The sequence below is a fragment of the Simplicispira piscis genome (assembly GCF_054783455.1).
In genome coordinates this window covers 8,026-30,538 of the sequence record NZ_BAAGQN010000010.1, presented here as the reverse complement: position 1 = coordinate 30,538, position 22,513 = coordinate 8,026, and the positions used below count along the sequence as shown (strand labels likewise).

Genomic DNA, 22,513 nt, shown 5'->3' with positions numbered 1-22,513 from the left:
ATCGCCCCCCGATGACCTGGCGAATTTTGAGCGGCTTGGAATGGCGTTGTTCGAACTTTACCGGAGAAGAGTTTCCAGCAATGGACCCACGGCAGTCAGGTAGACAATACAAATCAACCGCAGCATGCTTCCTGGCCGACCCCGCCAAACAGGCCAGACGGTCTTGTCACAGCAGTAAATTCACCATATGAAATCGCAGAATCTCTTCCCATTTCGTCCGACCACCCCGGATCGCCCTTTCGATATTGACCGGGCCTTTCAGCAGGCGGTAGCTCAGCACCGCAGCGGCCAGCTGCAAAACGCGGCCACTCAATACCAGCAGATACTGGCGCAGCGCCCTAACCATGCGGGTGCACTGCACATGCTGGGCGTAGTCGCGCTAACGAGCGGCGCTATCTCTGACGCGCAACGACTCATTGGGCAGGCCGCACAGTTGCTGCCGCAGGACGCGGGTGTGCAAGTCAATTTCGCAATTGCCTTGGCCGATGGAGGCCGAACCGAGGAAGCCCTGAACCGTATCGAGCAGGCGATTGCGTTAAACCCGCAGATGCCTGCGGCACAGCTCAACCGCGTGGCCATCCTCGTGAAGGCAGGCAGACACCATGACGCCCTCCAGGCGGCCGAGCAACTGCTTGCAGCAGGACACGACAACACTGACCTGCGAATCAATCAAGGCATTGCGCTACTGGGACTGAAGCGCCCTCAGGAAGCCATCGCCATCTTCGAGCAAGTTTTAGAACAAACACCAAAGCATCTCAAGGCCCTCAACAACCTTGCGACGGCAATGATCGACATCGATCAACTGGATTCCGCCATTGCTATCGCAGACCAGGCTTTGGCCCTTCAACCGCAGTATGCAGAGGCGCTTCACACCAAAGGATGCGCCTTGAAACGCCAGGAGCATGCCGCGCAGGCAGCGCCTTTGCTAAGGCGCGCCACCGAACTCAAGCCCTTGGATGCCGACATGCTGGTCAGCTACGCCGACTGCCTGATCGACCTTCACCAGCACGCACAGGCCATTGCTTATGTGGAGCGTGCTCTTTCCATCGCCCCTATGCGTGCTACCGCCTATGTGATCGGTGGCAAAGCGCTCGCAGCACAAGACAGGCTCCAAGACGCCATTGCAAACTACAACAAAGCCTTGGAAATCGAGCCGAACCTGGCTTCCGCCCACTATCAAAAGTCCCTCTCGCAAGCACAACTCAAAATGTACCGCGAAGCAATTCACAGCCTTGAGCAATGTGACGCTGATCTATCACTCACACTACCACTGCGAATGCATATGTGTGATTGGACCGGATTCGAGGAAAACATAAAGGCACTCCGGACCGAAACTATTGACCACAAGCTTCCCCCTTTTTCGCTCCTCGCAATGGTGGATGATCCACAAATGCACTTGGAACTCGCGCGTGCACATTTGGAGTCGCTCCATATTTCACGCGGTGTTCAGCACAGTTTCCCGCAGCGACGTAAAGGCAAAATTCGCGTGGGCTATTTTTCTGCAAATTACTTCAATCATCCGGTGATGTATCTGATGGCTGAGTTGTTCGAAAGCCATGCCAAAGACCAGTTTGAAATCCATGCGTTTTCTTTGGGCCCTCAGGTGTTCGATACGATGCGCAGCCGCATCGAATGCACTGTCGAACACTTCCACGATGTGAGCAGCCACACCGATGAAGAGGTTGCCTCTCTGGCCCGCGAGCGAGGCATCGATATCGCAGTGGACCTCATGGGCTTCACACGTGATGGCCGTCTAGGCATTTTTGCCAACCGCTGCGCCCCCGTGCAGGTCAGCTACTTAGGCTACCCTGGGACGACCGGCGCCGACTACATGGATTACGTGATTGCTGACGCTGTCGTGCTTCCTCCCCCACTGCAGCGCTTCTTCACGGAAAAAGCGGTCTACATGCCGCACAGCTACCAAGCCAATGACAGCCGCCGCGCCATATCAAACCGCCAGTTCACGCGGGACGAGCTGGGCCTGCCACAAGACAGCTTCGTTTTTTGTTGTTTCAACAATAACTACAAAATTCTGCCCGACACCTTCGACCGCTGGATGCGCATACTGCACGCCGTGCCCAATAGCGTGCTCTGGTTATTCGAGGATAACGCTACCGTTGCCGAGCGTTTAATTCATGAAGCCGAACAGCGCGGCATCAGCGGGCAACGCCTGGTTTTCGCCCCCCGTATGGCCCTGGATGAACATTTGGCGCGCCACCAAGCCGCTGACCTGTTTATCGACACCTTGCCTTACAACGCCCACACGACAACCAGCGATGCACTTTGGGCAGGATTGCCGGTTCTCACGCTGGTAGGCCAAGCCTTCGCGGGTCGAGTAGCCGCCAGCCTCCTCACTGCTGTGGGCTTGCCTGAGCTGATCACTCACACACCACAGGACTATGAAAACCGGGCGATCCACCTCGCCACCCATCCTGGCGATCTGGCTGCCCTGCGCGCAAAACTTCAGGAACTGCGCCGCAGTTCACCGTTGTTCGATGGCCAACGCTTCACACGCGACCTCGAAAAAGCGTATCGCATCATGTTTGAGCGGCAGCAAGCCAACCTACCCTGTGAGCCGATTTACATCGAAGGCTGATCTAAAGCCAGTGGACTACCCTCAGTCGAAGAGGCAAACCCGACCCAGGGGGGGCTTGCCGTCGTTCAGCGGCGACCACCTGTGATGTAGTGCTCCAGCTGCTCGATGATGAATTTCTGCTCGGAGATGATGTCTTTCACCAAGTCACCGATGGAGATCATGCCCAGCAGCTTGCCGTCGTCCACCACCGGCAGGTGGCGCAGGCGCTTGCCGGTCATCAGCTGCATGCACTGCTCGCTGGTCTGGGTGGAATGCACGCACAGCACGGACGTCGTCATCACGTCGCGCACCAGGGTTTTGTCCGAGGTACGGCCCATGAGGGCAATCTTGCGGGCGTAGTCGCGCTCGGTGATGATGCCCACGATGGCGTCGTTCTCCATGACCAGCAGCGCGCCAATACCCTTGTCGCCCATACGGCGCAGCGCTTCTAGAACAGTGTCCGTGGGCCCGATGGACTGCACGATGGAATCCGGTTTGGACTTGAGAATTTCGGCTACGACGGTCATGGAACACCTCCCTCGGGATAACAGGCTGCAAAAGCCTATTTCAGCCCATCCACGCCCATAGCGCAACGGGGCCTTGTACCAAGTTGTGTGCTGCCGTGTATACGCCCGATTTCTCACCCCAGACACGCCAATTATTCCAAATACCGGAATAGTCAATTATAGACTGAGTAGTTTTTTCATGACCAATAGGGGCGTACAGTTCAACCCATCGATGAGACGAACCCGCTAAGGCGACTCACCGAAACCGCCCCGCAGGACTCGATGGCTTCTGCGGCCAGCGGATCCACAGAGTACGTTTGAAAGGACACCATCATGAACACCGCACGCATTCTCTCTATTGCCGCCGTTGCCGCTTTTGCCTCGATCGGCGCACAAGCCGCTGAACTCAATGGCGACCTGTACGGCACCGACTTCGAAGCCCGCGTCCAGTCCACCCGCAGCAGCGCCGATGTGCGCGCCGAAGGTCAGCAGGCACTGGCTAGCTTTGCCAAGGGCCCTGTGGCCGACCACGCAGCCCGCGCTGTCAGCACCCAGGACCGCACCGCTGTGCGTGCAGAGGCCGTGACCGCCGCCCGTGCAGGCCTGATCGCCACTGGCAACCGCAGCTAAAAACCCCGGCGCCTGCAGACCTGGCAGGCGCCTTGAGCACCCCACCATTTTTTGTATCAAGGACACCACCATGAACACCGCACGCATCCTCTCCATTGCCGCCGTTGCCGCTTTTGCCTCGATCGGCGCACAAGCCGCTGAACTCAATGGCGACCTGTACGGCACCGACTTCGAAGCCCGCGTCCAGTCCACCCGCAGCAGCGCCGATGTGCGCGCCGAAGGTCAGCAGGCACTGGCTAGCTTTGCCAAGGGCCCTGTGGCCGACCACGCAGCCCGCGCTGTCAGCACCCAGGACCGCACCGCTGTGCGTGCAGAGGCCGTGACCGCCGCCCGTGCAGGCCTGATCGCCACCGGCAACCGCAGCTAAACACTGCATTCCGACGCCAGAATTCTGGCGCCCTACAAGGCCCGCACCGTGCAAACGGTGCGGGCTTTTCGCTTTCTCTCTCGGTATGTGCGCCGCCATGGCGCAGACGCACCTTGCGACGCACCAGGCGCTGGCACAGCACCCCAGCATGGTGCAAACGCCTCAGGCACCGCACGGTTCTGGCCTACCGCACTGCCAGGGTGCGCACTCCTGTACCCATAGACAAAGCACACAAGCATTTCATCGCTGGCACGGTCATTGCATTGCAGTGCATACAGGCGCACATCCAACGCGCCCATGTTCTGCAATGCAATTGCCCAGGGAGGGGCTCCGATGAAAAAACCCAGGCTGGTCATGGTAGGCAACGGAATGGCCGGTGTGCGCACGCTCGAAGAGCTGCTCAAGATCGCACCCGACCTGTACGACATCACGGTGTTCGGCGCCGAGCCGCACCCGAACTACAACCGCATCCTGCTCTCGCCCGTGCTGGCGGGGGAGCAGACGGTGGACGAGATCATCCTCAACGACTGGTCCTGGTACCAGGACAACGGTATCACCCTGCACACGGGCTGCACGGTCACCGATGTAGACCGCGTGCACCGCGTGGTGCACGGCACCAGCGCAGCGGGCGAGCAGATCAGCGCCGAATACGACCGCCTTATCCTCGCCACGGGCTCCAACCCGTTCATCCTGCCCTTGCCGGGCAAGGAGCTCGACGGCGTGCTGGCCTACCGCGACATTGCCGACACGCAGGCCATGATCGACGCCGCCGCCACCTACCAGCACGCGGTGGTCATCGGCGGCGGCTTGCTGGGCCTGGAGGCCGCCAATGGCCTGATGAAACGCGGCATGCAGGTGACCGTGGTGCACGCCAGCGAATGGCTCATGGAGCGCCAGCTCGACAGCGTGGCCGGCAAGATGCTGCAAAAGTCGCTGGCCGAGCGCGGCATGCAGTTCCTCATGCAGGGCCAAACTGCTGCGCTGCTGGGCAACGAGAACGGCCGTGCAGACGGGGAAGAGGCCCCGTCGAAACAACGGGTCCGGGCCGTGCAATTCAAGGACGGCACCGAGGTGCCCGCCGACCTGGTGGTGATGGCCGTGGGCATCCGCCCCAACACGCAGCTCGCCGAAAAGATGCGCCTGCACGTGAACCGTGGCATTGTGGTGAGCGACACGCTACAAACCACCACCGACGCGCGCATCTACGCCGTGGGCGAGTGCGCGGCGCACCGGGGCATTGCCTACGGTCTGGTGGCGCCGCTGTTCGAGCAGGCCCGCGTGTTGGCCAACCACCTAGCGGAGTTTGGCATTGGCCGCTACCAGGGCTCGCTCACGTCCACCAAGCTCAAGGTGACGGGCATCGACCTGTTCTCGGCCGGGGACTTCCAGGGCGGCGCGGGCACCGAGGAGATCGTCATGAGCGACCCGAGCGGCGGCGTGTACAAGAAACTGGTGCTCAAGGACGACAAGCTTATAGGCGCTTGCCTGTATGGCGACACGGTGGATGGCAGCTGGTACTTCAAGCTGCTGCGCGACGCCCGCCCCGTCGGCGACATCCGCGACAAGCTGATGTTTGGCGAATCCAACATGGGCGACGCCGGCCACCAGGGCCACAACAAGGCCGCCGCCATGCTGGACACCGACGAGGTGTGCGGCTGCAATGGCGTCACCAAGGGTACCATCTGCAAGGCCATCAAAGACAAGGGCCTGTTCACGCTGGACGAGGTGCGCAAGCACACCAAGGCCAGCGCGAGCTGCGGGTCGTGCACCGGCCTGGTCGAACAGATTCTGATGTTCACCGCCGGGGGCGACTACTCGGCCACGCCCAAAACCAAGCCCCTGTGCGGCTGCACCGACCACGGCCACCAGGCCGTGCGCGACGCCATCCGCACGCACAAGCTGCTGAGCACGGGCGCGGTATTCCGTTTCATGGACTGGAAAACCCCCAACGGCTGCCCCGGCTGCCGCCCGGCCATCAACTACTACTGCATCAGCACCTGGCCCAAGGAGGCGCAGGACGACCCGCAAAGCCGCGCCATCAACGAGCGCAGCCACGCCAACATCCAGAAGGACGGCACCTATTCCGTGGTGCCCCGCATGTGGGGCGGCGAGACCACGGCCGATGAGCTGCGCCGCATCGCCGATGTGGTGGACAAATACAAAATTCCCACCGTCAAGGTCACGGGCGGCCAACGCATCGACCTGCTGGGCGTGAAGAAGGAAGACCTGCAGGCCGTGTGGCGCGACATCGGCATGCCCAGCGGCCACGCCTACGCCAAGGCGCTGCGCACGGTGAAGACCTGCGTGGGCAGCGAGTGGTGCCGCATGGGCACGCAGGACAGCACCCAGATGGGCAAGGACCTGGAACGCGCCTTTGTGGGCATGCACGCACCGCACAAGGTCAAGTTCGCCGTCAGCGGCTGCCCGCGCAACTGCGCCGAGAGCGGCATCAAGGACGTGGGGATCATCGGCGTGGACAGCGGCTGGGAGATGTACATCGCCGGCAACGGCGGCATCAAGACCGAGGTGGCGCAGTTCTTCACCAAGCTCAAGACCGCCGAGGAGGTGCTGGAATTCACGGGCGCCTTCATGCAGCTCTACCGCGAGGAAGGCTGGTACCTGGAGCGCACCGTGCACTACGTGGCGCGCGTGGGCCTGGACTACGTGAAAAAGAAAGTGCTCGACGACCCCGAGGGCCGCAAAGCCCTGTGGGCGCGCCTGCAAGGGGCGCTCGAAGGCGAGCCCGACCCCTGGTTCGAGTTCGACAAGGCGCGCGTGGACCCGCGCCAGTTCATCCCCATCGCCGTAGTCTGAACAATATTTATACAAAAACAGCCCATAGCGCTTTATAGATAAGCGCTACCAGCTACAAAAGGAATAGCAATGACCACATGGAAACCCATTTGCCGCGTAGACGACATCCCTGTGCTGGGCGCACGCCGCGTTCAGCGCGCCCAGGGCCTGGAGGTGGCCGTGTTCCGGACCGAGGCGGGCGAGATCTTCGCCCTGCTCGACCACTGCCCACACAAGGGCGGGCAACTGTCGCAGGGCATCGTGTTCGGCCACAGCGTGGCCTGCCCGCTGCACAACTGGGCCATCGGCCTGTGCGACGGCCAGGCCGCAGCGCCCGACGAGGGCTGCACGCCGAAGTTCCAGGTCAAGGTGGAGGACGGCCAGGTGTTCCTGGACGCCGACGAACTGGCGCACCACGCCACCACCGAGACGCGCCCTCTCGCCGGGCCCTGCCAGCGCAGCGCCACTACAGCCACCACGGCGTAACACCTTTTCGACCCCGACTACCGCAGAAAGAACACCATGGCCTACCTCGTCCCTTCCGAATTCGTCACCAAGATGGTGGATGCCGGTGAATCCAAGGTCTACATGTCCACCCGCGATACCCTGATTCGCGCCTATATGGCGGGCGCCATCCTGTCGCTGGCAGCCGTGTTTGCCGTCTCGGCCACCGTCATGACAGGCTCGGCGCTGGTGGGCGCCATCCTGTTCCCCGTGGGGTTTTGCATGCTCTACCTGCTGGGCTTCGATTTGTTGACCGGCGTGTTCGTGCTCACCCCGCTGGCCTGGCTCGACAAGCGCCCCGGCGTCACGGTCAAGGGGGTGCTGCGCAACTGGGGGCTGGTTTTTGTCGGCAACTTCCTGGGGGCGCTGACCGTGGCCTTCATGATGGCCTTCATCTTCACCTACGGTTTTTCGGTGCCCCCCAACGAGGTGGGCACCAAGATCGGCCACATCGGCGAGGCGCGCACCCTGGGCTATGCGCAACACGGCCTGATGGGCTGGATCACGATCTTCATCCGCGGCATGCTGTGCAACTGGATGGTGTCCACCGGCGTGGTGGGGGCCATGATTTCCACCACCGTCAGCGGCAAGGTCATCGCCATGTGGATGCCGGTGATGGTGTTTTTTGCCATGACCTTCGAACACTCGGTGGTGAACATGTTTCTGTTCCCCTCGGGCCTGATGATGGGCGGCAATTTCTCCATCCTCGACTACTTCCTCTGGAACGAAATCCCCGTGGTGCTGGGCAACCTGGTCGGCGGTCTGGCGTTTACCGGGCTCACGCTCTACGTCACGCACATCCGCACGGCCCCCAAGCGCAAGCTGGTCTGACCAGTGGCCGACACCCTGCGCGTGCACATCGGCCAGCATTCGGACAAGGGCCACAAGGAAGTCAACCAGGATTTCCATGGTGCCTGCGTCCCCGAAGGCCCGGCCCTGGTCAGCAAGGGCGTGGCCCTGGCGCTGGCCGACGGTATCAGCAGCAGCGACGTCAGCCACATCGCCAGTGCCGCCGCCGTGCATGCATTGCTGCAGGACTACTACTGCACGTCCGACGCCTGGAGCGTGCGCCGCTCGGTGCAGTGCGTGCTGGCCGCCACCAACTTCTGGCTGTACGCACAAGACCGCAATGGCCCCCACCGCTTCGATGCCGACCGTGGCCATGTGTGCACCCTCAGCGCACTGGTTCTCAAGTCGACCACCGCGCACCTGTTCCATGTGGGTGATGCACGCATCTACCGCGTGCAGGGCAAGGCGCTGGAGCAGCTCACGCAGGACCATCGCGTGCAACTGCCCGGTGGCCACAGCCACCTGGCCCGCGCCATGGGTTTTCACCCCCAGCTCGACATCGATTACCGCGCGCTGTCCGTCGAGCCTGGCGACACCTTCGTGCTGGCCACGGATGGCGTGCACGAGCATGTACCCGCCCCCTTCATCATCCAGACGCTGCAGGACCACGCGTGCGACCTGGACCAGGCCGCACGCGCCATCGTGGCCGAGGCACTGCACCGAGGCAGCCCCGACAACCTGACGCTGCAGGTGGTGCGCATCGACGCACTGCCCCTGCAGGACAGCAGCGAACTGCAGCGCCAGCGCGCGGCCCTGCGCCTGCCGCCGGTACTGGCCCCGCGCGACACCCTGGACGGCTACCAGATCGTGCGCGAGCTGCACGCCAGCCACCGCAGCCACCTCTACCTGGCCACGGCCCCGGACAGCGGCGAACAGGTGGTGCTCAAGACCCCTTCCATCGACCTGCAGAGCGACGAGGACGCCCTTGACCGCTTTCTGCTGGAGGAATGGATTGCCCGCCGCATCCACAGCCCCCATGTGCTGCAGGCCGTGGCCAGCACCCACCGGCGCGAGCACCTGTTTGTCGCACTAGAGCATGTGCAGGGCCAGACGCTGGCGCAGTGGATGATCGACCACCCCCGCCCCCCGCTTGCCGAGGTGCGCAGCATCGTGGTGCAGATCGCACGCGGCCTGCAGGCCTTTCACCGCAGGGAGATGCTGCACCAGGACCTGCGCCCCGAGAACATCATGATCGACCATACCGGCACGGTGAAGATCATCGACTTTGGTGCGGTGCACGTGGCCGGGCTGGCTGAGACGGCGGTGCACGGTGGCAGCGATGCCATTCTGGGCACCGTGCAATACACCGCGCCCGAATATTTCTGGGGCGGGCCCAGCACACCGCAATCAGACCTTTTTTCACTCGGCGTCATCACCTACCAGATGCTCACCGGGCGCCTGCCCTACGGCACCCATATGGCGGGCCTGCGCACCCGCGCCGCCCTCACGCGGCTGCGCTATGCCAGTGCGCTGCACGACGAAAGCCGACCCATTCCCGCCTGGATCGATGCCGTGCTGGAACGCGCGGTACACCCCAACCCGCTCAAACGCCAGGCCGAGCTGTCCGAGTTCGTGCACGAACTGCACCAAGCCGGCGCAGCCACCCTGGCCCGCACGCGCCCGCCCTTGGCCGAGCGCAATCCGCTGATGTTCTGGCGCGCCACGGCATTGGTGCTGGCGATCACCGTCATCGCGCTGCTGGGTGTGCTCCACGCGCGGGGCTGAAGCCCAGGCACAAGGTTTGCATGGTGTCCGGCACAGCACCGCACAAGAAACACCGCCATGCCCCACACGCATCCCGACCCACTTGGGGGCCGCCTGTACAGCAAGGCACCAACCTGCACCACGCACGGCAGCGCCGCCAGCGCACGCACCACCGCCGAAGCTTCATGGTGCGGCTGCAATCTGGCGCTGTACCCGACCGGCGCACTCCCCCCTGTGCAGCGCGCGCTGCAGTGCGGCTGCACTTGCACGACAATGCGCTCCCCACACCAATACAGGCGTCAGACCCATGGGCATTAGCCAATACCTCAAAGTGATCGGACGCGGCAAAGTGGGTGCACGCAACCTGCCGCGCGACCAGGCCACCGACCTGATGGGCCAGGTGCTTGACGGCACGGCCAGCGACCTTGAAGTGGGCGCCTTCTGCATCGCCATGCGTATCAAGGGCGAAACACCAGAAGAAATGGCGGGCTTCCTCGACGCCGTGCACGAGCGCCTGGAGATGCTGCCCGCCAGCGCCCGCCCGCTCATGGTGCTGCCCAGCTACAACGGCGCGCGCAAGCTGCCCGTGCTGACCCCGCTGCTGGCCCTGCTGCTGGCACGCAACGGCCTGCCCGTGCTGGTGCACGGCACGGCCACGGAAGACCGCCGCGTCTCCAGCCAGGACGTGCTGGCCGCGCTGGACATTCCAGCACTGCAGGAACTGGACGAAATCGACAACGGTCAGGTGGCCTTCGCCCCCACCGCGCTGCTGCTGCCGGGCCTGGAGCGCCTGCTGGACGTGCGCCGCACGCTGGGCCTGCGCAACAGCGCCCACAGCCTCGTCAAGCTCATGGACCCCCTCGCTCCCGTGGCGGGCGACAGCCTCATCGTGGGCAGCTACACGCACCCCGAGTACGCCGAGTCGATGGCTGCCACCATCGCCCTCACGGGCGCCGATGCCCTGCTGCTGCGCGGCACCGAAGGCGAGCCCGTGGCCGATCCGCGCCGCACGCCGCAGATGGATGGCTTTCTCTCCGGGCGCGCCGTGCGCCTGCAGGAAGCCCAGGGCGGCCCGCTGACCGCACTGCCCACACTGCCCGCCACCACCGAAGCTGCCAGCACTGCGGCCTACACCCGCGCCGTGCTCAGCGGCGAACTGCCCGTGCCCGAGCCCATCGCACGGCAGGTGGAACATCTCTTGCATCTCGTCCAACAGATTGCACGATAGGCACCCCATGGCCCTTCCGCACAGTCCACTCCTCGGGAACGGACCACTGGGTACCCAAAAGCACTGGGCCAACCGGGGCGACGGCCACTGCGGCGACCCACACAGCGTGCACCTGAAACTGCGCGCGAAGTTCTGTGCGTGCCTTTTCATTCCTTTTCCAAATCATTCGTGTCTAGGCGCGAAGCCGCAGACAGTGCTGTGGCACGGCAAGGCGAAGCAACAACGACACGGGTGATTTAGAAATGGAATCAGAGTCCTTCCAGCTCCTTCTCCAGCGCCTTGAGCTGCTTGCGTAGCTCCTCGGAGCGCGCCTCGCAGGCCGCCTTGTCCTTGGTGCTGGCAGCCTCCAGCTCTTGCACGAACTGGGAGCCTTGCGGAAGGTTGCCGCGCCGCAGCGGCCCCGCGTGGGCGACGGCCTCTGCCGGCGCCGCCGCGCATTCACTCTGGTTGCGCTCAAGGGCCGCGCGCGCCTGCGGAATGCCCTGGGTCTGCAGAGACTGCTTGCGCCGCCAGGATTCGCCAAATGGCCCCTCTTTGGAGGGTTTGCGCGGGGGCGGTGCGACGGCGGGAGCCGGCATTGCGGGCCGTAGCTCGACCTTCTCGCCCTCGCCGGGACAGGGCGCCTCCTGAAACGACGCCTTGCCTTGGGCATCCGTGCATTTGTTGATGGCCCAGGCTGGGGACACAAGGCCCAGTGCCAGGATACAGGCGGCGTAGCGAAGCAAATTCATGGGACACCCCTCGGATAACAAAGACTCCATGCTACCGCGCTGCATGGGGGAAACCAGGGTGTCTTTGGCCTGCCAAACCTACTCCGGCAACACCAGTCGCAGCACGCTGTTCTCGCTGCCCGCGTACAGGCTGTTCCGGTCAGGCCCTGACGCCAGAAACTTCACCAGGTTCAACCCGCCCGGCAGCGGGCCGGGGAAAACGCCTCCGGGTGTGGGCTCGTTCTGGCCCGCCAGCAGCTCCAGTCCCTTGGCCTGCGTCCACCGGTGCACGCCGCAGGCGCTGGAGAGAAACACCTCGCCGGGCCGACCGGGCAGAACGCAGATCTGCTTGAAGGGCTCCTGATAGAACTCCGGCAGTTTGGGATCTATCGCCAAAGACAACGCAAATTTCTGGATTCCCTGGGTATCGATGCGCACCAATTCGGGGTGGAAGCGCACAAAGGAGGTGGCGCCATCCAACTCCACACGGTTGCACAGCACCCACGAAACCTGGGCGGAGCCGCCTTCGAAAGCCATGTCCGCAATGTCCATGTACCAGGGGCGCTGCGCCAGTGGGGGATAAGTCTGAGGCGTGTACAAGGCCTGCGGATCCCCCGCGACGATTTGCACCTGCCCATTGGCATCGATCGTGCCCACGAGCGAGTTCCCCTTGGCCCTGCCGAAATAGGCATCGCCACCGCCGGGCTGCGGCGAATAACGCTTGGCAAACCACAGCCGCCCCGTCGTATCGGTGCGCAGAAACACATCTTCACCCCTGTTGCGAGCGACATGGCTGGAACTTGTCCATGACTGCCAGGCAGACTTGCCATCCATGGGCGTTCGAACCAAGGTATTTTTGGTTCCGCCCTCATGGCCGACCAGATGGCCATAGGCGATGGCCAACCGGGACCCGCGCGGCGCGGCGGCCCATGTGCTCACCTGGCCCGAGGCGCTGAACGATCGAACGGCAGGCACAGGTGCAACAGACGACGAACTGCCGCGCTGGTACTCCAGCAGCACCAAACCACCGGCCCCATCGGACAATGCCTCAGCGCCTTGCATGAAGTCAAAACGCGCCTGCAGGCCCTGGCCGTCTGCCTCGCCCCTGCGGGCCCGCAGGCCCAACCACCGGTGCACCACGGCACCTGTGGACTCCTGCCTGCACTCCACAACCTCCGATCCATCCTGCCACAGCCCACTGCGGGCCACGACGAACAGGGAGGCCAGGTTTGCCTGCGACGACCCTTGAGCAACGACCGCCACCGCACCGCCCGGCACCTTCCACCCGGCGGCCACCGAGCGGCCCGACAAGTCGATTTGCGCAATGCTGAATTCGGGGTCCCCTTGCGTTCCGGAATACGCCCAGTACACATCTGCAGCCCCTTGGACCTTTTGCAGCGGAGTCCACTGGTCGAACGCCCACTGGCTGGGAAGCACTCTCCATTGGTAGGCGTTGCCCTCCAACACCAGTTCCGCCCACTCCTTTGGCACGGACGCGTCCGACGAATGGGTGTAGCGCCGCACGCCTCCGACAGGGGACTCCAGCAGCTGGCTCCCATGGGGTATCGGCAACAGTGTCTTCACCGTTCCGTCCGTCGCCAGGGTGCGCAACACCGTTTGGAAACCCCTCTGGGAATCTTCATCGATGAAGTACACGAGCCCGTTCTTGGCCAGCAGCAGAGATTGGGGGGAAAAGAGACGCGCGCCCGTTCCCACCCCATCGATCAACCCCGTACCGGAAGCACCTCCCGCCAGGCGCACGGGTGTTTCGCCCTGCAAGTATTCAATGGTTCCCCCGCCCCCCGTCACGAGGTAACGGTCCATGGCATCAAACAACAGTCCATGGAGAGCCGAGGGGATCGGAGAAAACGACGACACCCCTTGCCTGCTTCTGCGCCCCACGCGACAGTCATAGGTTCCGCTCACAAACTGAAAGTCGCCCTGGCTGTTGAACGCAGGCCCGCTCAGTTCATCGGGCAGCCGCGCCATGGCGCCTTGCTGCAGTGCGAACCCGCCGCCGCCCAAAGCGCCAGCCAACAGCTCCAGCGCGCCCACTTTGGCAGGCGGAACCACTGGGGGCTCCTCGCCCTCCCCCCCTCCCCCACAACCAGCAACGCCGGTCGCTGCGGCCACCAGACCCCACTGGCCAAAGCGGCGCCGTGTGATGGCCTGTGCGTAGAAATCGAATGCTGACGTCATATCCAGGTTCTCCTTGAGCAGCCCAGATTATTGATGAACCGCGCCCACAGAACGCCTTTGCCATCCCGTCGTTACCAACAGAAACACTGTTTTACGAAGTGCGGCAGAGGCTCCTGTAGCCACACCCCTTGCCACCAGCAGAGACGGCACAATCAGCGCCTTTGCCTCACCGCTTCCGACTGCCGTGCCGACGCTTCCCTTTTTTGATACCGTGATCGTCGGCGCAGGCGCCGCCGGTTTGTTTTGCGCAGGCCAGGCGGGCCAGCGTGGCCTGAAGGTGCTGCTCATCGACCACGCCCAGGCCGTGGCCGAGAAGATCCGCATCTCGGGCGGCGGGCGCTGCAACTTCACCAACCGCGATCTCGACCCCGCGGCCCCGCACAAATACTTTGTGGGGCAGAACCCGCAGTTCTGCCGCTCGGCGCTGTCGCGCTACACGCCTGCCGACTTCGTTGCGCTGGTGCAGAAGCACGGCATCCCTTTCCACGAAAAGCACAAAGGCCAGTTGTTTGCCGACCGCTCGGCCGAAGACATCATCGCCATGCTGCTGGCCGAATGCGCCGCAGGGGGCGTGACGCGCTGGCAACCCTGCAGTGTCAAAAAAATCATCTTTTTAGCCTCTATGGCAGACGATACAAGCGCTGGCAGCTATCAAATTGATACTGATTGCGGCACGGTGCAGGCGCGCAGCGTGGTCGTGGCCACGGGCGGGCTGTCCATTCCAAAAATCGGCGCCACCGATTTTGGCTACCGGATCGCGCAACAGTTCGGCATTCCGCTCATCGAACGCCGCCCCGGCCTGGTGCCGCTCACCTTCGACGGCGACGCCTGGGCGCCTTACGCGCAGCTCGCCGGCCTGGCGCTGCCGGTGCAGATCAGCACGGGAATCCAGGAAGGCCCCCACGCTCCACCGCTTCGCGGGTCGCTGCCCCCCGAGGGGGCCGCTTTTGCCTTGGGGCGGCCCGGCGGCAAAAGAAAAACGCGCATGGCCTTCGACGAAGACCTGCTGTTCACGCACCGGGGGCTGTCGGGCCCGGCGGTGCTGCAAATCTCCAGCTACTGGCAGGAGGGCACGCCGCTGTCCATCAACCTTGCACCGGGGGCCGACCTGTCTGCCGCGCTGGCGCAGGCCAAGCTGCGATCACGCAAGTTGCTGGCCAACGAACTGGCCCAGTGGGTGCCCAGCCGCCTGGCCGACGCCTGGACTGCGCAAAGCAGCGACTGGCAGCGCCCCGTGGCCGAGGCCTCGGACAAGGCCCTGGCGCGGCTGGCAGAGCAACTGGCGCACTGGCAGCTCACGCCCACCGGCACCGAGGGCTACAAAAAGGCCGAGGTCACGCTGGGCGGCATCGACACGCGCGCCCTGTCGCAACAAACCATGGAGAGCAAGGCGCAAAGCGGCCTGTACTTCATTGGCGAGGTGGTGGACATCACCGGCTGGCTGGGGGGCTATAACTTTCAGTGGGCCTGGGCCAGTGCACATGCGTGCGCGCAAGCGTTGCCTGCCGCTTGATGCCTGGACACCCGCCGGACAAGCGCTATAATGTCCGGCTTTGCTGGCATCGCCCCGTCGGCCAAATACTAGTTACAGACGGGGAACACCGCCACGCAAGGTCTTGAGGCCCGATCTCCCCAAGACCCTCTGCGGGCAAAATTTTTGGAAACCATTAGCTAATGACCACCATCCGTGTAAAAGAGAACGAGCCCTTTGACGTTGCCCTGCGCCGTTTCAAGCGCACCATCGAAAAGCTGGGCCTGCTGACCGACCTGCGTGCCCGCGAGTTCTACGAAAAGCCCACCGCCGAGCGCAAGCGCAAGAAGGCAGCCGCCGTCAAGCGCAACTACAAGCGTATCCGCAGCATGCAGCTGCCCAAGAAGATGTACTGATCTTCGGCTCCGGGCTCTGCTTGGAACCTGGACTTGTCACCACAGGTCCCAACCCGCGCTAGGGACGCCAAGCGCGGGTTTTTGTTTTTTTGGGTCTGCACAAAGCCCCTCTGGCGTCGTTACAACGCCTTGCCGTAGCAACACTACTGTCTGCGGCGCTGCGCCTAGCCAGAGGGGCTTTGTGCAAACCCGACACCTCTGCCTAACCCACAAAAGGAAGCCGCCATGAGCCTCAAGGACCAGATCACCGAAGACATGAAAACCGCCATGCGCGCCAAGGACAGTGAGCGCCTGCTGACCATCCGGGGCCTGCTGGCCGCCTGCAAGCAAAAAGAGGTGGACGAGCGCGTGGTACTCGACGATGCGGCCGTGGTCGCCATCGTCGACAAGCTCGTCAAGCAGCGCAAGGACTCGATCGCTGCCTTCGAGGGCGCAGGCCGCCAGGACCTGGCCGACAAGGAAAAAGCCGAAATGGCGGTGTTGCAGGGCTACCTGCCCGAGCGCATGTCGGCCGAGGAAACCGCCGCAGCGGTGCAAGCCATCGTGATCGAGTTGGGCGCCAAGGGCCAGGGCGATATGGGCAAGGTCATGGGCGTGGTCAAAACCCGCCTGGCGGGCAAGGCCGACATGGGCCAGGTGTCTGCCGCTGTGAAAGCCGCGCTGGCGGGCTTGAGCGCCAACTGATAGGGGGGGCCGCCATAGCGGCCCGGCGTGTCAAAGACCTGGCGCTACGATAGCGGTCTGATCGTCTTTTTTGAACGAACCCCACCGCCATGCCCGCCCACAATCCCTTTAAATCCGCCCTGGCCGCAGGCCAGCCCCAGATCGGCCTGTGGCTTTCCATGGCGGACGCCTACCTCGCAGAAGTGGCCGCCACGGCCCGCTTCGACTGGCTGCTGATCGACGGCGAACACGCCCCCAACGACCTGCGCAGCATGCTGGCGGCGCTGCAGGCCATCGCGCCCTACCCTTCGCACCCCGTGGTGCGTGTGCCGCAGGGCGACACAGCCCTCATCAAACAGGTGCTCGACATCGGCGCCAGGTCGCTGCTGGTGCCCATGGTGGACACGGCCGAGCAGGCCCGCGCCATCGCCGCCGCCACGCAGTACCCGCCGCGGGGCGTGCGCGGTGTGGGCAGCGCGGTGGCGCGCTCATCGCTATGGACCAGTCGCGCCGACTACATGGACATTGCCGATGACGAAATATGCCTGCTGGTGCAGGCCGAAACCGTCACCGCGATGCACAACCTGCCCGAAATCTGCGCGGTGCAAGGCGTGCACGGCGTCTTCATCGGCCCGGCAGACCTGTCCGCCTCCATGGGCCACCGCAGCAACCCGGGCCACCCCGAAGTGCAAGCCGCCATCGACAAGGCCATCGCCACCATTGTGGCCAGCGGCAAGGCGGCCGGCATCCTCACATCGGACCCCGCGCTGGCCCAGCACTACCTGCAATTGGGCTGCACTTTTGTGGCAGTGGGCGTGGATGTGCTGGTGTTTGCCCAAGCGGCGCGCCAGTTGCGCGCGCAGTTTGGTGCCCATCCCCTGTCCGCTGCTGTCAAGGCCACGAGCGCTGCGTACTGAAGCTCACAGCCGACCTGAGCACCACAACGGCCCCTCCCAGCCACGAGAGTGGCACCGGGGATTCAAATCCAAGGCCCGGCAGACGTCGCCATCAGCTCCCAGCCACCGTCATGCGATTGACCAGAATCGACCCCACGGTCTTGGCACCGTAGTTATAGGTGTCGGCACCCACGGCCACAATGCCCTTGAGCATGGTCTTGAGGTTGCCTGCGATGGTGATCTCGTGCACCGGGAAGGCGATCTCGCCGTTCTCCACCCAGAAGCCGCTGGCGCCGCGCGAGTAGTCGCCCGTCACGTAATTGACGCCCTGGCCCATGAGCTCGACCACGAACAGGCCGGTGCCCAGCTTTTTCAGCATGGCGTCCAGATCGTCGCCTTTTTTGGTACGGCGCGATGTCAGCACCAGGTTGTGCGAGCCACCGGCGTTGCCGGTGGTTTTCATGCCCAGCTTGCGGGCCGAATAGCTGCTGAGGAAATAGCCCTGCACGCGCCCGGCGTCCACCACCTTGCGGGGCTGCACGCGCACGCCTTCTTCGTCAAACGGCGAGCTGCCCTTGCCGCGCAGGATGAACGGATCTTCAAGAATGTCGATATGCGCAGGAAAAACCGGCTTGCCCAGCGAATCGAGCAGGAATGTGCTCTTGCGGTACAGCGCACCGCCGCTGATGGCCTGCACAAAACCGCCCAGCAGGCCTGCGGCCAGCGATGACTCGAACAGCACCGGGCATTCGGTGGTGGCGATTTTTCGGCTACCCAGGCGGGACAGGGCCCGCTGGGCCGCATAGCGGCCTATCGCGGCAGGCGCTGCCAGTTCGGCCGCGCTGCGCTGGGAGCTGTACCAGGCGTCGCGCTGCATTTCGCCGTTCTTGCCCGGCAGCGAGGCAATGGGCGAGACCGACAGGCTGTGGCGCGAAGTGGCATAGCCACCGCGAAAGCCCCGCGTGTGCGCGCTGAAAAAATGGCTTTGCTGCGCCGACACGCCCGCGCCTTCACTGTTGGTGATGCGCCGGTGGGTGGCAAACGCTGCCGCCTCGCATTCGAGCGCGATGCGCGTCGCCTCTTCGCTGGTCAAGGCCCAGGGATGGAAAAGGTCAAGATCGCGGTGGGTTTCCGGCGGGGCGATGTCGTCGGCGTCCGGCAGGCCGGCCATCGGGTCTGCGGCGGTGAAACGGGCGATATCGTAGGCGGCTTGCACCGTGCGCTCGATCGCGGCGGACGAAAAATCGGACGTGCTGGCATTGCCCCGGCGGTGGCCGATGTAGACCGTCACGCCCAGCGATTTGTCGCGGTTGCGCTCCACGGTTTCCAACTCGCCCTTGCGTACGCCCACGGAGAGGCCGCACCCTTCGGAGGCCTCAGCGCCCGCATCGGTAGCGCCCAGCTTCTTCGCATGTGCGAGGGCCTGGTCCACGAGTTGTTCAAAAAATGGGCGGGAATAGCTAAAGCCCGTGTCAGCGGAGGAATGCGTATGGTTCATGGCGACGGCTATGATACTTGCCGCAGTGGCACCCGCTTGGCGCGGCACCGTCGCCCGCCCCACGAGGGATGCTCTGCATAACTCTCGCGAGGATGTGGTGGTGCGGATCGGGATGGGCTACAAGGCGTTTTTTGCAGCCAATAGCGCGGCTATTGGCAAGAAAAGCAACGCCGTAGACCGCCCGAGGCCGTGCTGCCACAGACCGCTGAGAGTTGTGCAGAGCATCCCTATGCCACCCTTTTCCCCCGGATTCCACCATGTCACGCAAACCCACCAAAGGCTACTTCGTGAAGGGCCAGTTTGTTGCCGAAGGCAGCGAACTTGACCTTGAGCTCAAGGCCGAACTCAAAGGCACCCACGATGCCAGCCGCACCGATCTCAAACGCGAGAGCGACGAGCTGCAAGAGCTGGGCAAAGAGCTGTTGACCCTGCGCGCCGACCTGCTCACCCGACTGGACCTGCCCGACAAGCTGGCAGAGGCCTTGCGGGAAGCCCGGCGCATCACCAACTTTGAAGGCAAGCGCCGCCAGATGCAGTTTGTCGGCAAGCTCATGCGCAAGCTCGATCCCGAGGCAGTACAGGCCGTGCGCGACGCGCTGACTGAACAGCGCAGCGGCTCCGCCAAAGAAAAACTGGCCCTGCACCAGGCCGAGCAGTGGCGCGACCAGTTGCTGGCCCAGGACAGCGCCCAGGCCGAATGGATTGCCCACTACCCCGGTACCGACATCCAGCAGCTGCGCGCCCTGATCCGCCAGGCACGCAAGGACGCCCCCACCGAGAACAACACCACCGTCTCGCAAGGCCTGGCCCCCCGCAAGGGCCGCGCCTACCGCGAGCTGTTTGCGCTGGTGCGCGAGCAGGTGTCAGGCGCCAGCACCGAGGAGCCCGACACCGCCTTGAACGAGGATTCCGATGGCGAATGAAACACTGGCCTGCGACCCGGTCAAGATCGGCATCGTCTCCGTGAGCGACCGCGCCAGCAGCGGCGTGTACAAAGACAAGGGCTTGCCCGCTCTGCAAGACTGGCTGGCACGCGCGCTGAAAAACCCGCTTACGTTCGAACCCCGACTGATTGCCGACGAACAGGACCGCATCAGCGCCACACTGATTGAGCTGGTAGAAGCGGGCTGCAGCCTGGTGCTGACCACCGGCGGCACGGGCCCTGCGCTGCGCGACGTGACCCCCGAGGCCACGCTGGCCGTGGCGCACAAGGAAATGCCGGGCTTTGGCGAACAGATGCGCCAGATCAGCCTGCGCTTTGTGCCCACGGCCATCCTCTCGCGCCAGGTGGCGGTGGTGCGGGGCCACAGCCTCATCATCAACCTGCCCGGCCAACCCAAGGCCATTGCCGAAACGCTGGAGGGTCTGAAGGACGCGGACAGCCAGCAGCTCGTGCCCGGGATTTTTGCTGCTGTGCCCTACTGCATCGACCTGATTGGCGGCCCCTACTTGGAAACGCACGACGCCGTGTGCAAGGCCTTCCGGCCCAAGAGCGCTGTGCGGCCCAGGGCGGCCTGAACACCCCCCTTTTTCCATCGCATCCACCATGCCGATTTACCGCTGCAACCAATGTGGTTTCGTCTCCGAAGAAGCCAGCACCCCCATCGGCACCCAGATGCCTTGCGCCCGCTGCGGTACCGCCGCAACGGTTTTTGGCACGGTCTTTTATGTCGAAAAGCTCGTGGAACGGTATTTTTCAGCCATGCGGGAAATCAAGGCGCTACAGCAGCCCGACGCACCGCCCGAAGGCATGATGGATTCCCACGCAACGCCGCAGGCCACGCAGGCGCCCGAGAGCCCCGCGGCCGACGTCTCGCCGCTACAAGACGTCAACCTGCACAACACCAGCCTGCTGGCCACGGCAGAGCAGCACGCACCGCTGCAGGCCTGGTTCGCCGCGCGCCAGATCGAGGCGCAGTTTGACTATGCGCAGGTCGACACCAGCGGCTTCTTTGACGACGCAGCGCGCATGGTGGGCACGGGTTACACCCTGTTTTCCGAACTGATGGACCGCGTGTGCTTCGCCTATCGCAAAAGCCATAGCTGGGTCAACCTGGAACTCGCCAGCCTGTCCCAAAAGGATGCGCAGGCCATCAACACCCTGTGCCGCCAGCTTTATAGCCACACGTTTTTTGCCCGCTACCACTACCAAAAGCCCGAGAAAATCGTGCGGCTCACACTACAGACTGCGCCCGCCGTGCGCCAGTTTTTCGACGGCGGCTGGCTGGAGTGGTATGCCTTCATCACCCTGATCGAGCTGGCCCAGCAACGCGGCAAAGATTTCTCCTGCGCACGCGGGGTCAAGGTGGTGTTCCCCAACGAAGACCTGCATGAACTCGACGTGGTGTGCCTGCCTGCAGGCCAGCCCCCGATCTGCATCGAATGCAAATCGGGCGAGTTTCGCCGTGACATCGACAAATACCTGCGCCTGCGCAAGCGCCTGGGGCTGGACCGCCATCGCTTCGTGATCTGCGCCGCCGACCTCACGCAGGAACAGGCGGCCGGGCTCACGGCCATGTACGAACTGACGTTTGTCAACCTGGAAACGCTGGCGCCCCACCTGGCCACGTTGCTGTAGCGGGTGCATGCACCCGTGCCAATATTACTTAATTGATAGCACGTAGCGCTTGGATTGATTGGTTTTCAGATATTTTTCCATCTGAAAACCAATAGGATCAAGCGCAATCAGCTCTCTTTTCAGAAGCAATCACTCGCCCACGAGGTCGTTGAGCTTGCCTGCCTCGAAGTGTTCTTGCAGCGCCGCATCGCGGGGCACGCAGTCGCGGGCTTGCTGGGGGCCGGACGACAGCTTTTCGATGGCCTGCCACAGCAGCGCAATCTGGTGCTCTTGCGACGAGGCGTTGTCGATCAGGCCGCGCAGGGCCTGGGAGAGCGGGTCGTCTTCCTGGGTGATGCCGTAGGCGGTGAACTTGGGCGCCTGCTGCGGCTCGGTCACGTCGGCGCTCTGGCCTTCCTTGGAAGGGATGATGCGCGCCGGAATCCCCACGGCGGTGGCGCCCGCAGGCACGGGTTTGATGACCACGGCGTTGCTGCCAATCTTGGCGCCATCGCCTATCTCGAAGCCGCCCAGCACCTTGGCGCCGGCGCTCACCACCACGTCACGGCCCAGCGTGGGGTGGCGTTTGCTGCCTTTGTAGAGCGAAGTGCCGCCCAGCGTGACGCCCTGGTAGATGGTGCAGCCATCGCCAATCTCTGCCGTCTCGCCCACCACCACGCCCATGGCATGGTCGAAAAAAACACGCTCGCCAATTTTTGCGCCAGGGTGGATTTCAATGCCGGTCAGCCAGCGCGAGCTATGCGAAATAAAGCGCCCCAGCCATTTGAACCCGTGGTTCCAGCACCAGTGGGCGCGCCGGTGCAGCACCAATGCGTGCAAGCCGGGGTAGCAGGTCAGCACCTCCCAGCGGCTGCGCGCGGCAGGGTCGCGCTCAAGAATGCATTGGATGTCGGAGCGCAGGCGGGTGAACATGAAAGATGGTGCTG

General features: G+C 63.7%; 20 protein-coding genes. 15 read left to right on the top strand and 5 right to left on the bottom strand.

The window, feature by feature from the left end; genetic code table 11:
- Positions 1-187: 187 nt before the first annotated feature.
- Positions 188-2,596: a tetratricopeptide repeat protein gene (locus tag ACYVOC_RS06310; RefSeq protein ID WP_461161215.1), complete on the top strand. Its 2,409-nt coding sequence runs from the start codon at positions 188-190 to the stop codon at positions 2,594-2,596.
- Positions 2,597-2,661: 65 nt separating this feature from the next.
- On the opposite strand, the gene ACYVOC_RS06305 is transcribed toward ACYVOC_RS06310, so the two are convergent.
- Entirely contained in the window at positions 2,662-3,102 is a 441-nt protein-coding gene (locus ACYVOC_RS06305) for a CBS domain-containing protein (protein ID WP_461161214.1), read from the bottom strand.
- 312 nt (positions 3,103-3,414) lie between these two features.
- On the opposite strand from ACYVOC_RS06305, the gene ACYVOC_RS06300 reads away from it, so the two are divergent.
- The 7 genes from ACYVOC_RS06300 to ybiB all read left to right on the top strand — a co-directional run bounded on the left by ACYVOC_RS06300 (position 3,415) and on the right by ybiB (position 11,156).
- On the top strand, positions 3,415-3,711 hold the full coding sequence (locus ACYVOC_RS06300) for a DUF4148 domain-containing protein (protein ID WP_116003452.1): 297 nt from the start codon (positions 3,415-3,417) through the stop codon (positions 3,709-3,711).
- A gap of 70 nt (positions 3,712-3,781) precedes the next feature.
- Positions 3,782-4,078, top strand: a complete 297-nt coding sequence (locus ACYVOC_RS06295; RefSeq protein WP_116003452.1) for a DUF4148 domain-containing protein — start codon at positions 3,782-3,784, stop codon at positions 4,076-4,078.
- A gap of 333 nt (positions 4,079-4,411) precedes the next feature.
- Entirely contained in the window at positions 4,412-6,892 is a 2,481-nt protein-coding gene (nirB, locus tag ACYVOC_RS06290; RefSeq protein WP_461161213.1) for a nitrite reductase large subunit NirB, read from the top strand.
- Positions 6,893-6,961: 69 nt separating this feature from the next.
- On the top strand, positions 6,962-7,357 hold the full coding sequence (nirD, locus tag ACYVOC_RS06285) for a nitrite reductase small subunit NirD (protein ID WP_461161212.1): 396 nt from the start codon (positions 6,962-6,964) through the stop codon (positions 7,355-7,357).
- 36 nt (positions 7,358-7,393) lie between these two features.
- Positions 7,394-8,206, top strand: coding sequence for a formate/nitrite transporter family protein (locus ACYVOC_RS06280; RefSeq protein ID WP_116003448.1), 813 nt, complete (start codon positions 7,394-7,396; stop codon positions 8,204-8,206).
- Between the two features lie 3 nt (positions 8,207-8,209).
- The gene (locus ACYVOC_RS06275; RefSeq protein ID WP_461161211.1) at positions 8,210-9,949 is read left to right on the top strand and encodes a protein kinase domain-containing protein; all 1,740 of its coding nucleotides are present in this window, start codon (positions 8,210-8,212) and stop codon (positions 9,947-9,949) included.
- A 286-nt stretch (positions 9,950-10,235) separates the two neighbouring features.
- Positions 10,236-11,156 (top strand): DNA-binding protein YbiB, encoded by a 921-nt coding sequence (gene ybiB, locus ACYVOC_RS06270; protein WP_461161210.1) that lies wholly within the window; start codon positions 10,236-10,238, stop codon positions 11,154-11,156.
- Positions 11,157-11,404: 248 nt separating this feature from the next.
- Here the strand turns inward: ybiB and ACYVOC_RS06265 are convergent, their stop codons facing one another.
- Positions 11,405-11,887: a DUF4124 domain-containing protein gene (locus ACYVOC_RS06265; protein ID WP_461161209.1), complete on the bottom strand. Its 483-nt coding sequence runs from the start codon at positions 11,885-11,887 to the stop codon at positions 11,405-11,407.
- 78 nt (positions 11,888-11,965) lie between these two features.
- A complete protein-coding gene (locus tag ACYVOC_RS06260) occupies positions 11,966-14,065 on the bottom strand; it encodes a hypothetical protein (RefSeq protein WP_461161208.1) in 2,100 nt (699 codons plus the stop codon).
- A 184-nt stretch (positions 14,066-14,249) separates the two neighbouring features.
- Here ACYVOC_RS06260 and ACYVOC_RS06255 point away from each other — a divergent pair, with 184 nt between their 5' ends.
- The 4 genes from ACYVOC_RS06255 to hpaI all read left to right on the top strand — a co-directional run bounded on the left by ACYVOC_RS06255 (position 14,250) and on the right by hpaI (position 17,532).
- Entirely contained in the window at positions 14,250-15,578 is a 1,329-nt protein-coding gene (locus ACYVOC_RS06255; RefSeq protein WP_461161207.1) for a BaiN/RdsA family NAD(P)/FAD-dependent oxidoreductase, read from the top strand.
- A 161-nt stretch (positions 15,579-15,739) separates the two neighbouring features.
- Positions 15,740-15,952 (top strand): 30S ribosomal protein S21, encoded by a 213-nt coding sequence (rpsU, locus tag ACYVOC_RS06250; protein WP_094477962.1) that lies wholly within the window; start codon positions 15,740-15,742, stop codon positions 15,950-15,952.
- Positions 15,953-16,177: 225 nt separating this feature from the next.
- Positions 16,178-16,636, top strand: coding sequence for a GatB/YqeY domain-containing protein (locus ACYVOC_RS06245; RefSeq protein WP_116003443.1), 459 nt, complete (start codon positions 16,178-16,180; stop codon positions 16,634-16,636).
- Positions 16,637-16,725: 89 nt separating this feature from the next.
- Positions 16,726-17,532, top strand: a complete 807-nt coding sequence (gene hpaI / locus ACYVOC_RS06240; RefSeq protein WP_461161206.1) for a 4-hydroxy-2-oxoheptanedioate aldolase — start codon at positions 16,726-16,728, stop codon at positions 17,530-17,532.
- A gap of 91 nt (positions 17,533-17,623) precedes the next feature.
- On the opposite strand, the gene pmbA is transcribed toward hpaI, so the two are convergent.
- The gene (gene pmbA, locus ACYVOC_RS06235) at positions 17,624-19,009 is read right to left on the bottom strand and encodes a metalloprotease PmbA (RefSeq protein ID WP_461161205.1); all 1,386 of its coding nucleotides are present in this window, start codon (positions 19,007-19,009) and stop codon (positions 17,624-17,626) included.
- 257 nt (positions 19,010-19,266) lie between these two features.
- On the opposite strand from pmbA, the gene yjgA reads away from it, so the two are divergent.
- Genes yjgA through ACYVOC_RS06220 form a run of 3 tightly spaced genes read left to right on the top strand, consistent with a single transcriptional unit; the run spans position 19,267 to position 21,587 of the window.
- On the top strand, positions 19,267-19,932 hold the full coding sequence (gene yjgA, locus ACYVOC_RS06230) for a ribosome biogenesis factor YjgA (protein ID WP_461161204.1): 666 nt from the start codon (positions 19,267-19,269) through the stop codon (positions 19,930-19,932).
- Positions 19,922-20,527 (top strand): molybdopterin adenylyltransferase, encoded by a 606-nt coding sequence (mog, locus tag ACYVOC_RS06225; RefSeq protein ID WP_461161203.1) that lies wholly within the window; start codon positions 19,922-19,924, stop codon positions 20,525-20,527. The genes yjgA and mog overlap by 11 nt, the downstream gene beginning before the upstream one ends.
- 28 nt (positions 20,528-20,555) lie before the next feature.
- Complete coding sequence (locus tag ACYVOC_RS06220; RefSeq protein WP_461161202.1) at positions 20,556-21,587, top strand: hypothetical protein; 1,032 nt, start codon at positions 20,556-20,558, stop codon at positions 21,585-21,587.
- A 129-nt stretch (positions 21,588-21,716) separates the two neighbouring features.
- Here ACYVOC_RS06220 and cysE read toward each other — a convergent pair whose 3' ends face one another.
- Entirely contained in the window at positions 21,717-22,499 is a 783-nt protein-coding gene (gene cysE / locus ACYVOC_RS06215) for a serine O-acetyltransferase (RefSeq protein WP_116003437.1), read from the bottom strand.
- Between the last annotated feature and the right edge of the window lie 14 nt (positions 22,500-22,513).

Excerpts from the sequence above, each read along its gene's own strand:
- ACYVOC_RS06245 (WP_116003443.1), top strand. The coding sequence starts at position 16,178 with ATGAGCCTCAAGGACCAGATCACCGAAGACATGAAAACCGCCATGCGC.
- ACYVOC_RS06265 (WP_461161209.1), bottom strand. The coding sequence starts at position 11,887 with ATGAATTTGCTTCGCTACGCCGCCTGTATCCTGGCACTGGGCCTTGTG.
- nirD (WP_461161212.1), top strand. The coding sequence starts at position 6,962 with ATGACCACATGGAAACCCATTTGCCGCGTAGACGACATCCCTGTGCTG.
- pmbA (WP_461161205.1), bottom strand. The coding sequence starts at position 19,009 with ATGAACCATACGCATTCCTCCGCTGACACGGGCTTTAGCTATTCCCGC.
- ACYVOC_RS06295 (WP_116003452.1), top strand. The coding sequence starts at position 3,782 with ATGAACACCGCACGCATCCTCTCCATTGCCGCCGTTGCCGCTTTTGCC.
- nirB (WP_461161213.1), top strand. The coding sequence starts at position 4,412 with ATGAAAAAACCCAGGCTGGTCATGGTAGGCAACGGAATGGCCGGTGTG.
- hpaI (WP_461161206.1), top strand. The coding sequence starts at position 16,726 with ATGCCCGCCCACAATCCCTTTAAATCCGCCCTGGCCGCAGGCCAGCCC.
- ACYVOC_RS06260 (WP_461161208.1), bottom strand. The coding sequence starts at position 14,065 with ATGACGTCAGCATTCGATTTCTACGCACAGGCCATCACACGGCGCCGC.
- ACYVOC_RS06220 (WP_461161202.1), top strand. The coding sequence starts at position 20,556 with ATGCCGATTTACCGCTGCAACCAATGTGGTTTCGTCTCCGAAGAAGCC.
- yjgA (WP_461161204.1), top strand. The coding sequence starts at position 19,267 with ATGTCACGCAAACCCACCAAAGGCTACTTCGTGAAGGGCCAGTTTGTT.
- rpsU (WP_094477962.1), top strand. The coding sequence starts at position 15,740 with ATGACCACCATCCGTGTAAAAGAGAACGAGCCCTTTGACGTTGCCCTG.
- ACYVOC_RS06310 (WP_461161215.1), top strand. The coding sequence starts at position 188 with ATGAAATCGCAGAATCTCTTCCCATTTCGTCCGACCACCCCGGATCGC.
- cysE (WP_116003437.1), bottom strand. The coding sequence starts at position 22,499 with ATGTTCACCCGCCTGCGCTCCGACATCCAATGCATTCTTGAGCGCGAC.
- ACYVOC_RS06305 (WP_461161214.1), bottom strand. The coding sequence starts at position 3,102 with ATGACCGTCGTAGCCGAAATTCTCAAGTCCAAACCGGATTCCATCGTG.
- mog (WP_461161203.1), top strand. The coding sequence starts at position 19,922 with ATGGCGAATGAAACACTGGCCTGCGACCCGGTCAAGATCGGCATCGTC.
- ybiB (WP_461161210.1), top strand. The coding sequence starts at position 10,236 with ATGGGCATTAGCCAATACCTCAAAGTGATCGGACGCGGCAAAGTGGGT.
- ACYVOC_RS06300 (WP_116003452.1), top strand. The coding sequence starts at position 3,415 with ATGAACACCGCACGCATTCTCTCTATTGCCGCCGTTGCCGCTTTTGCC.
- ACYVOC_RS06280 (WP_116003448.1), top strand. The coding sequence starts at position 7,394 with ATGGCCTACCTCGTCCCTTCCGAATTCGTCACCAAGATGGTGGATGCC.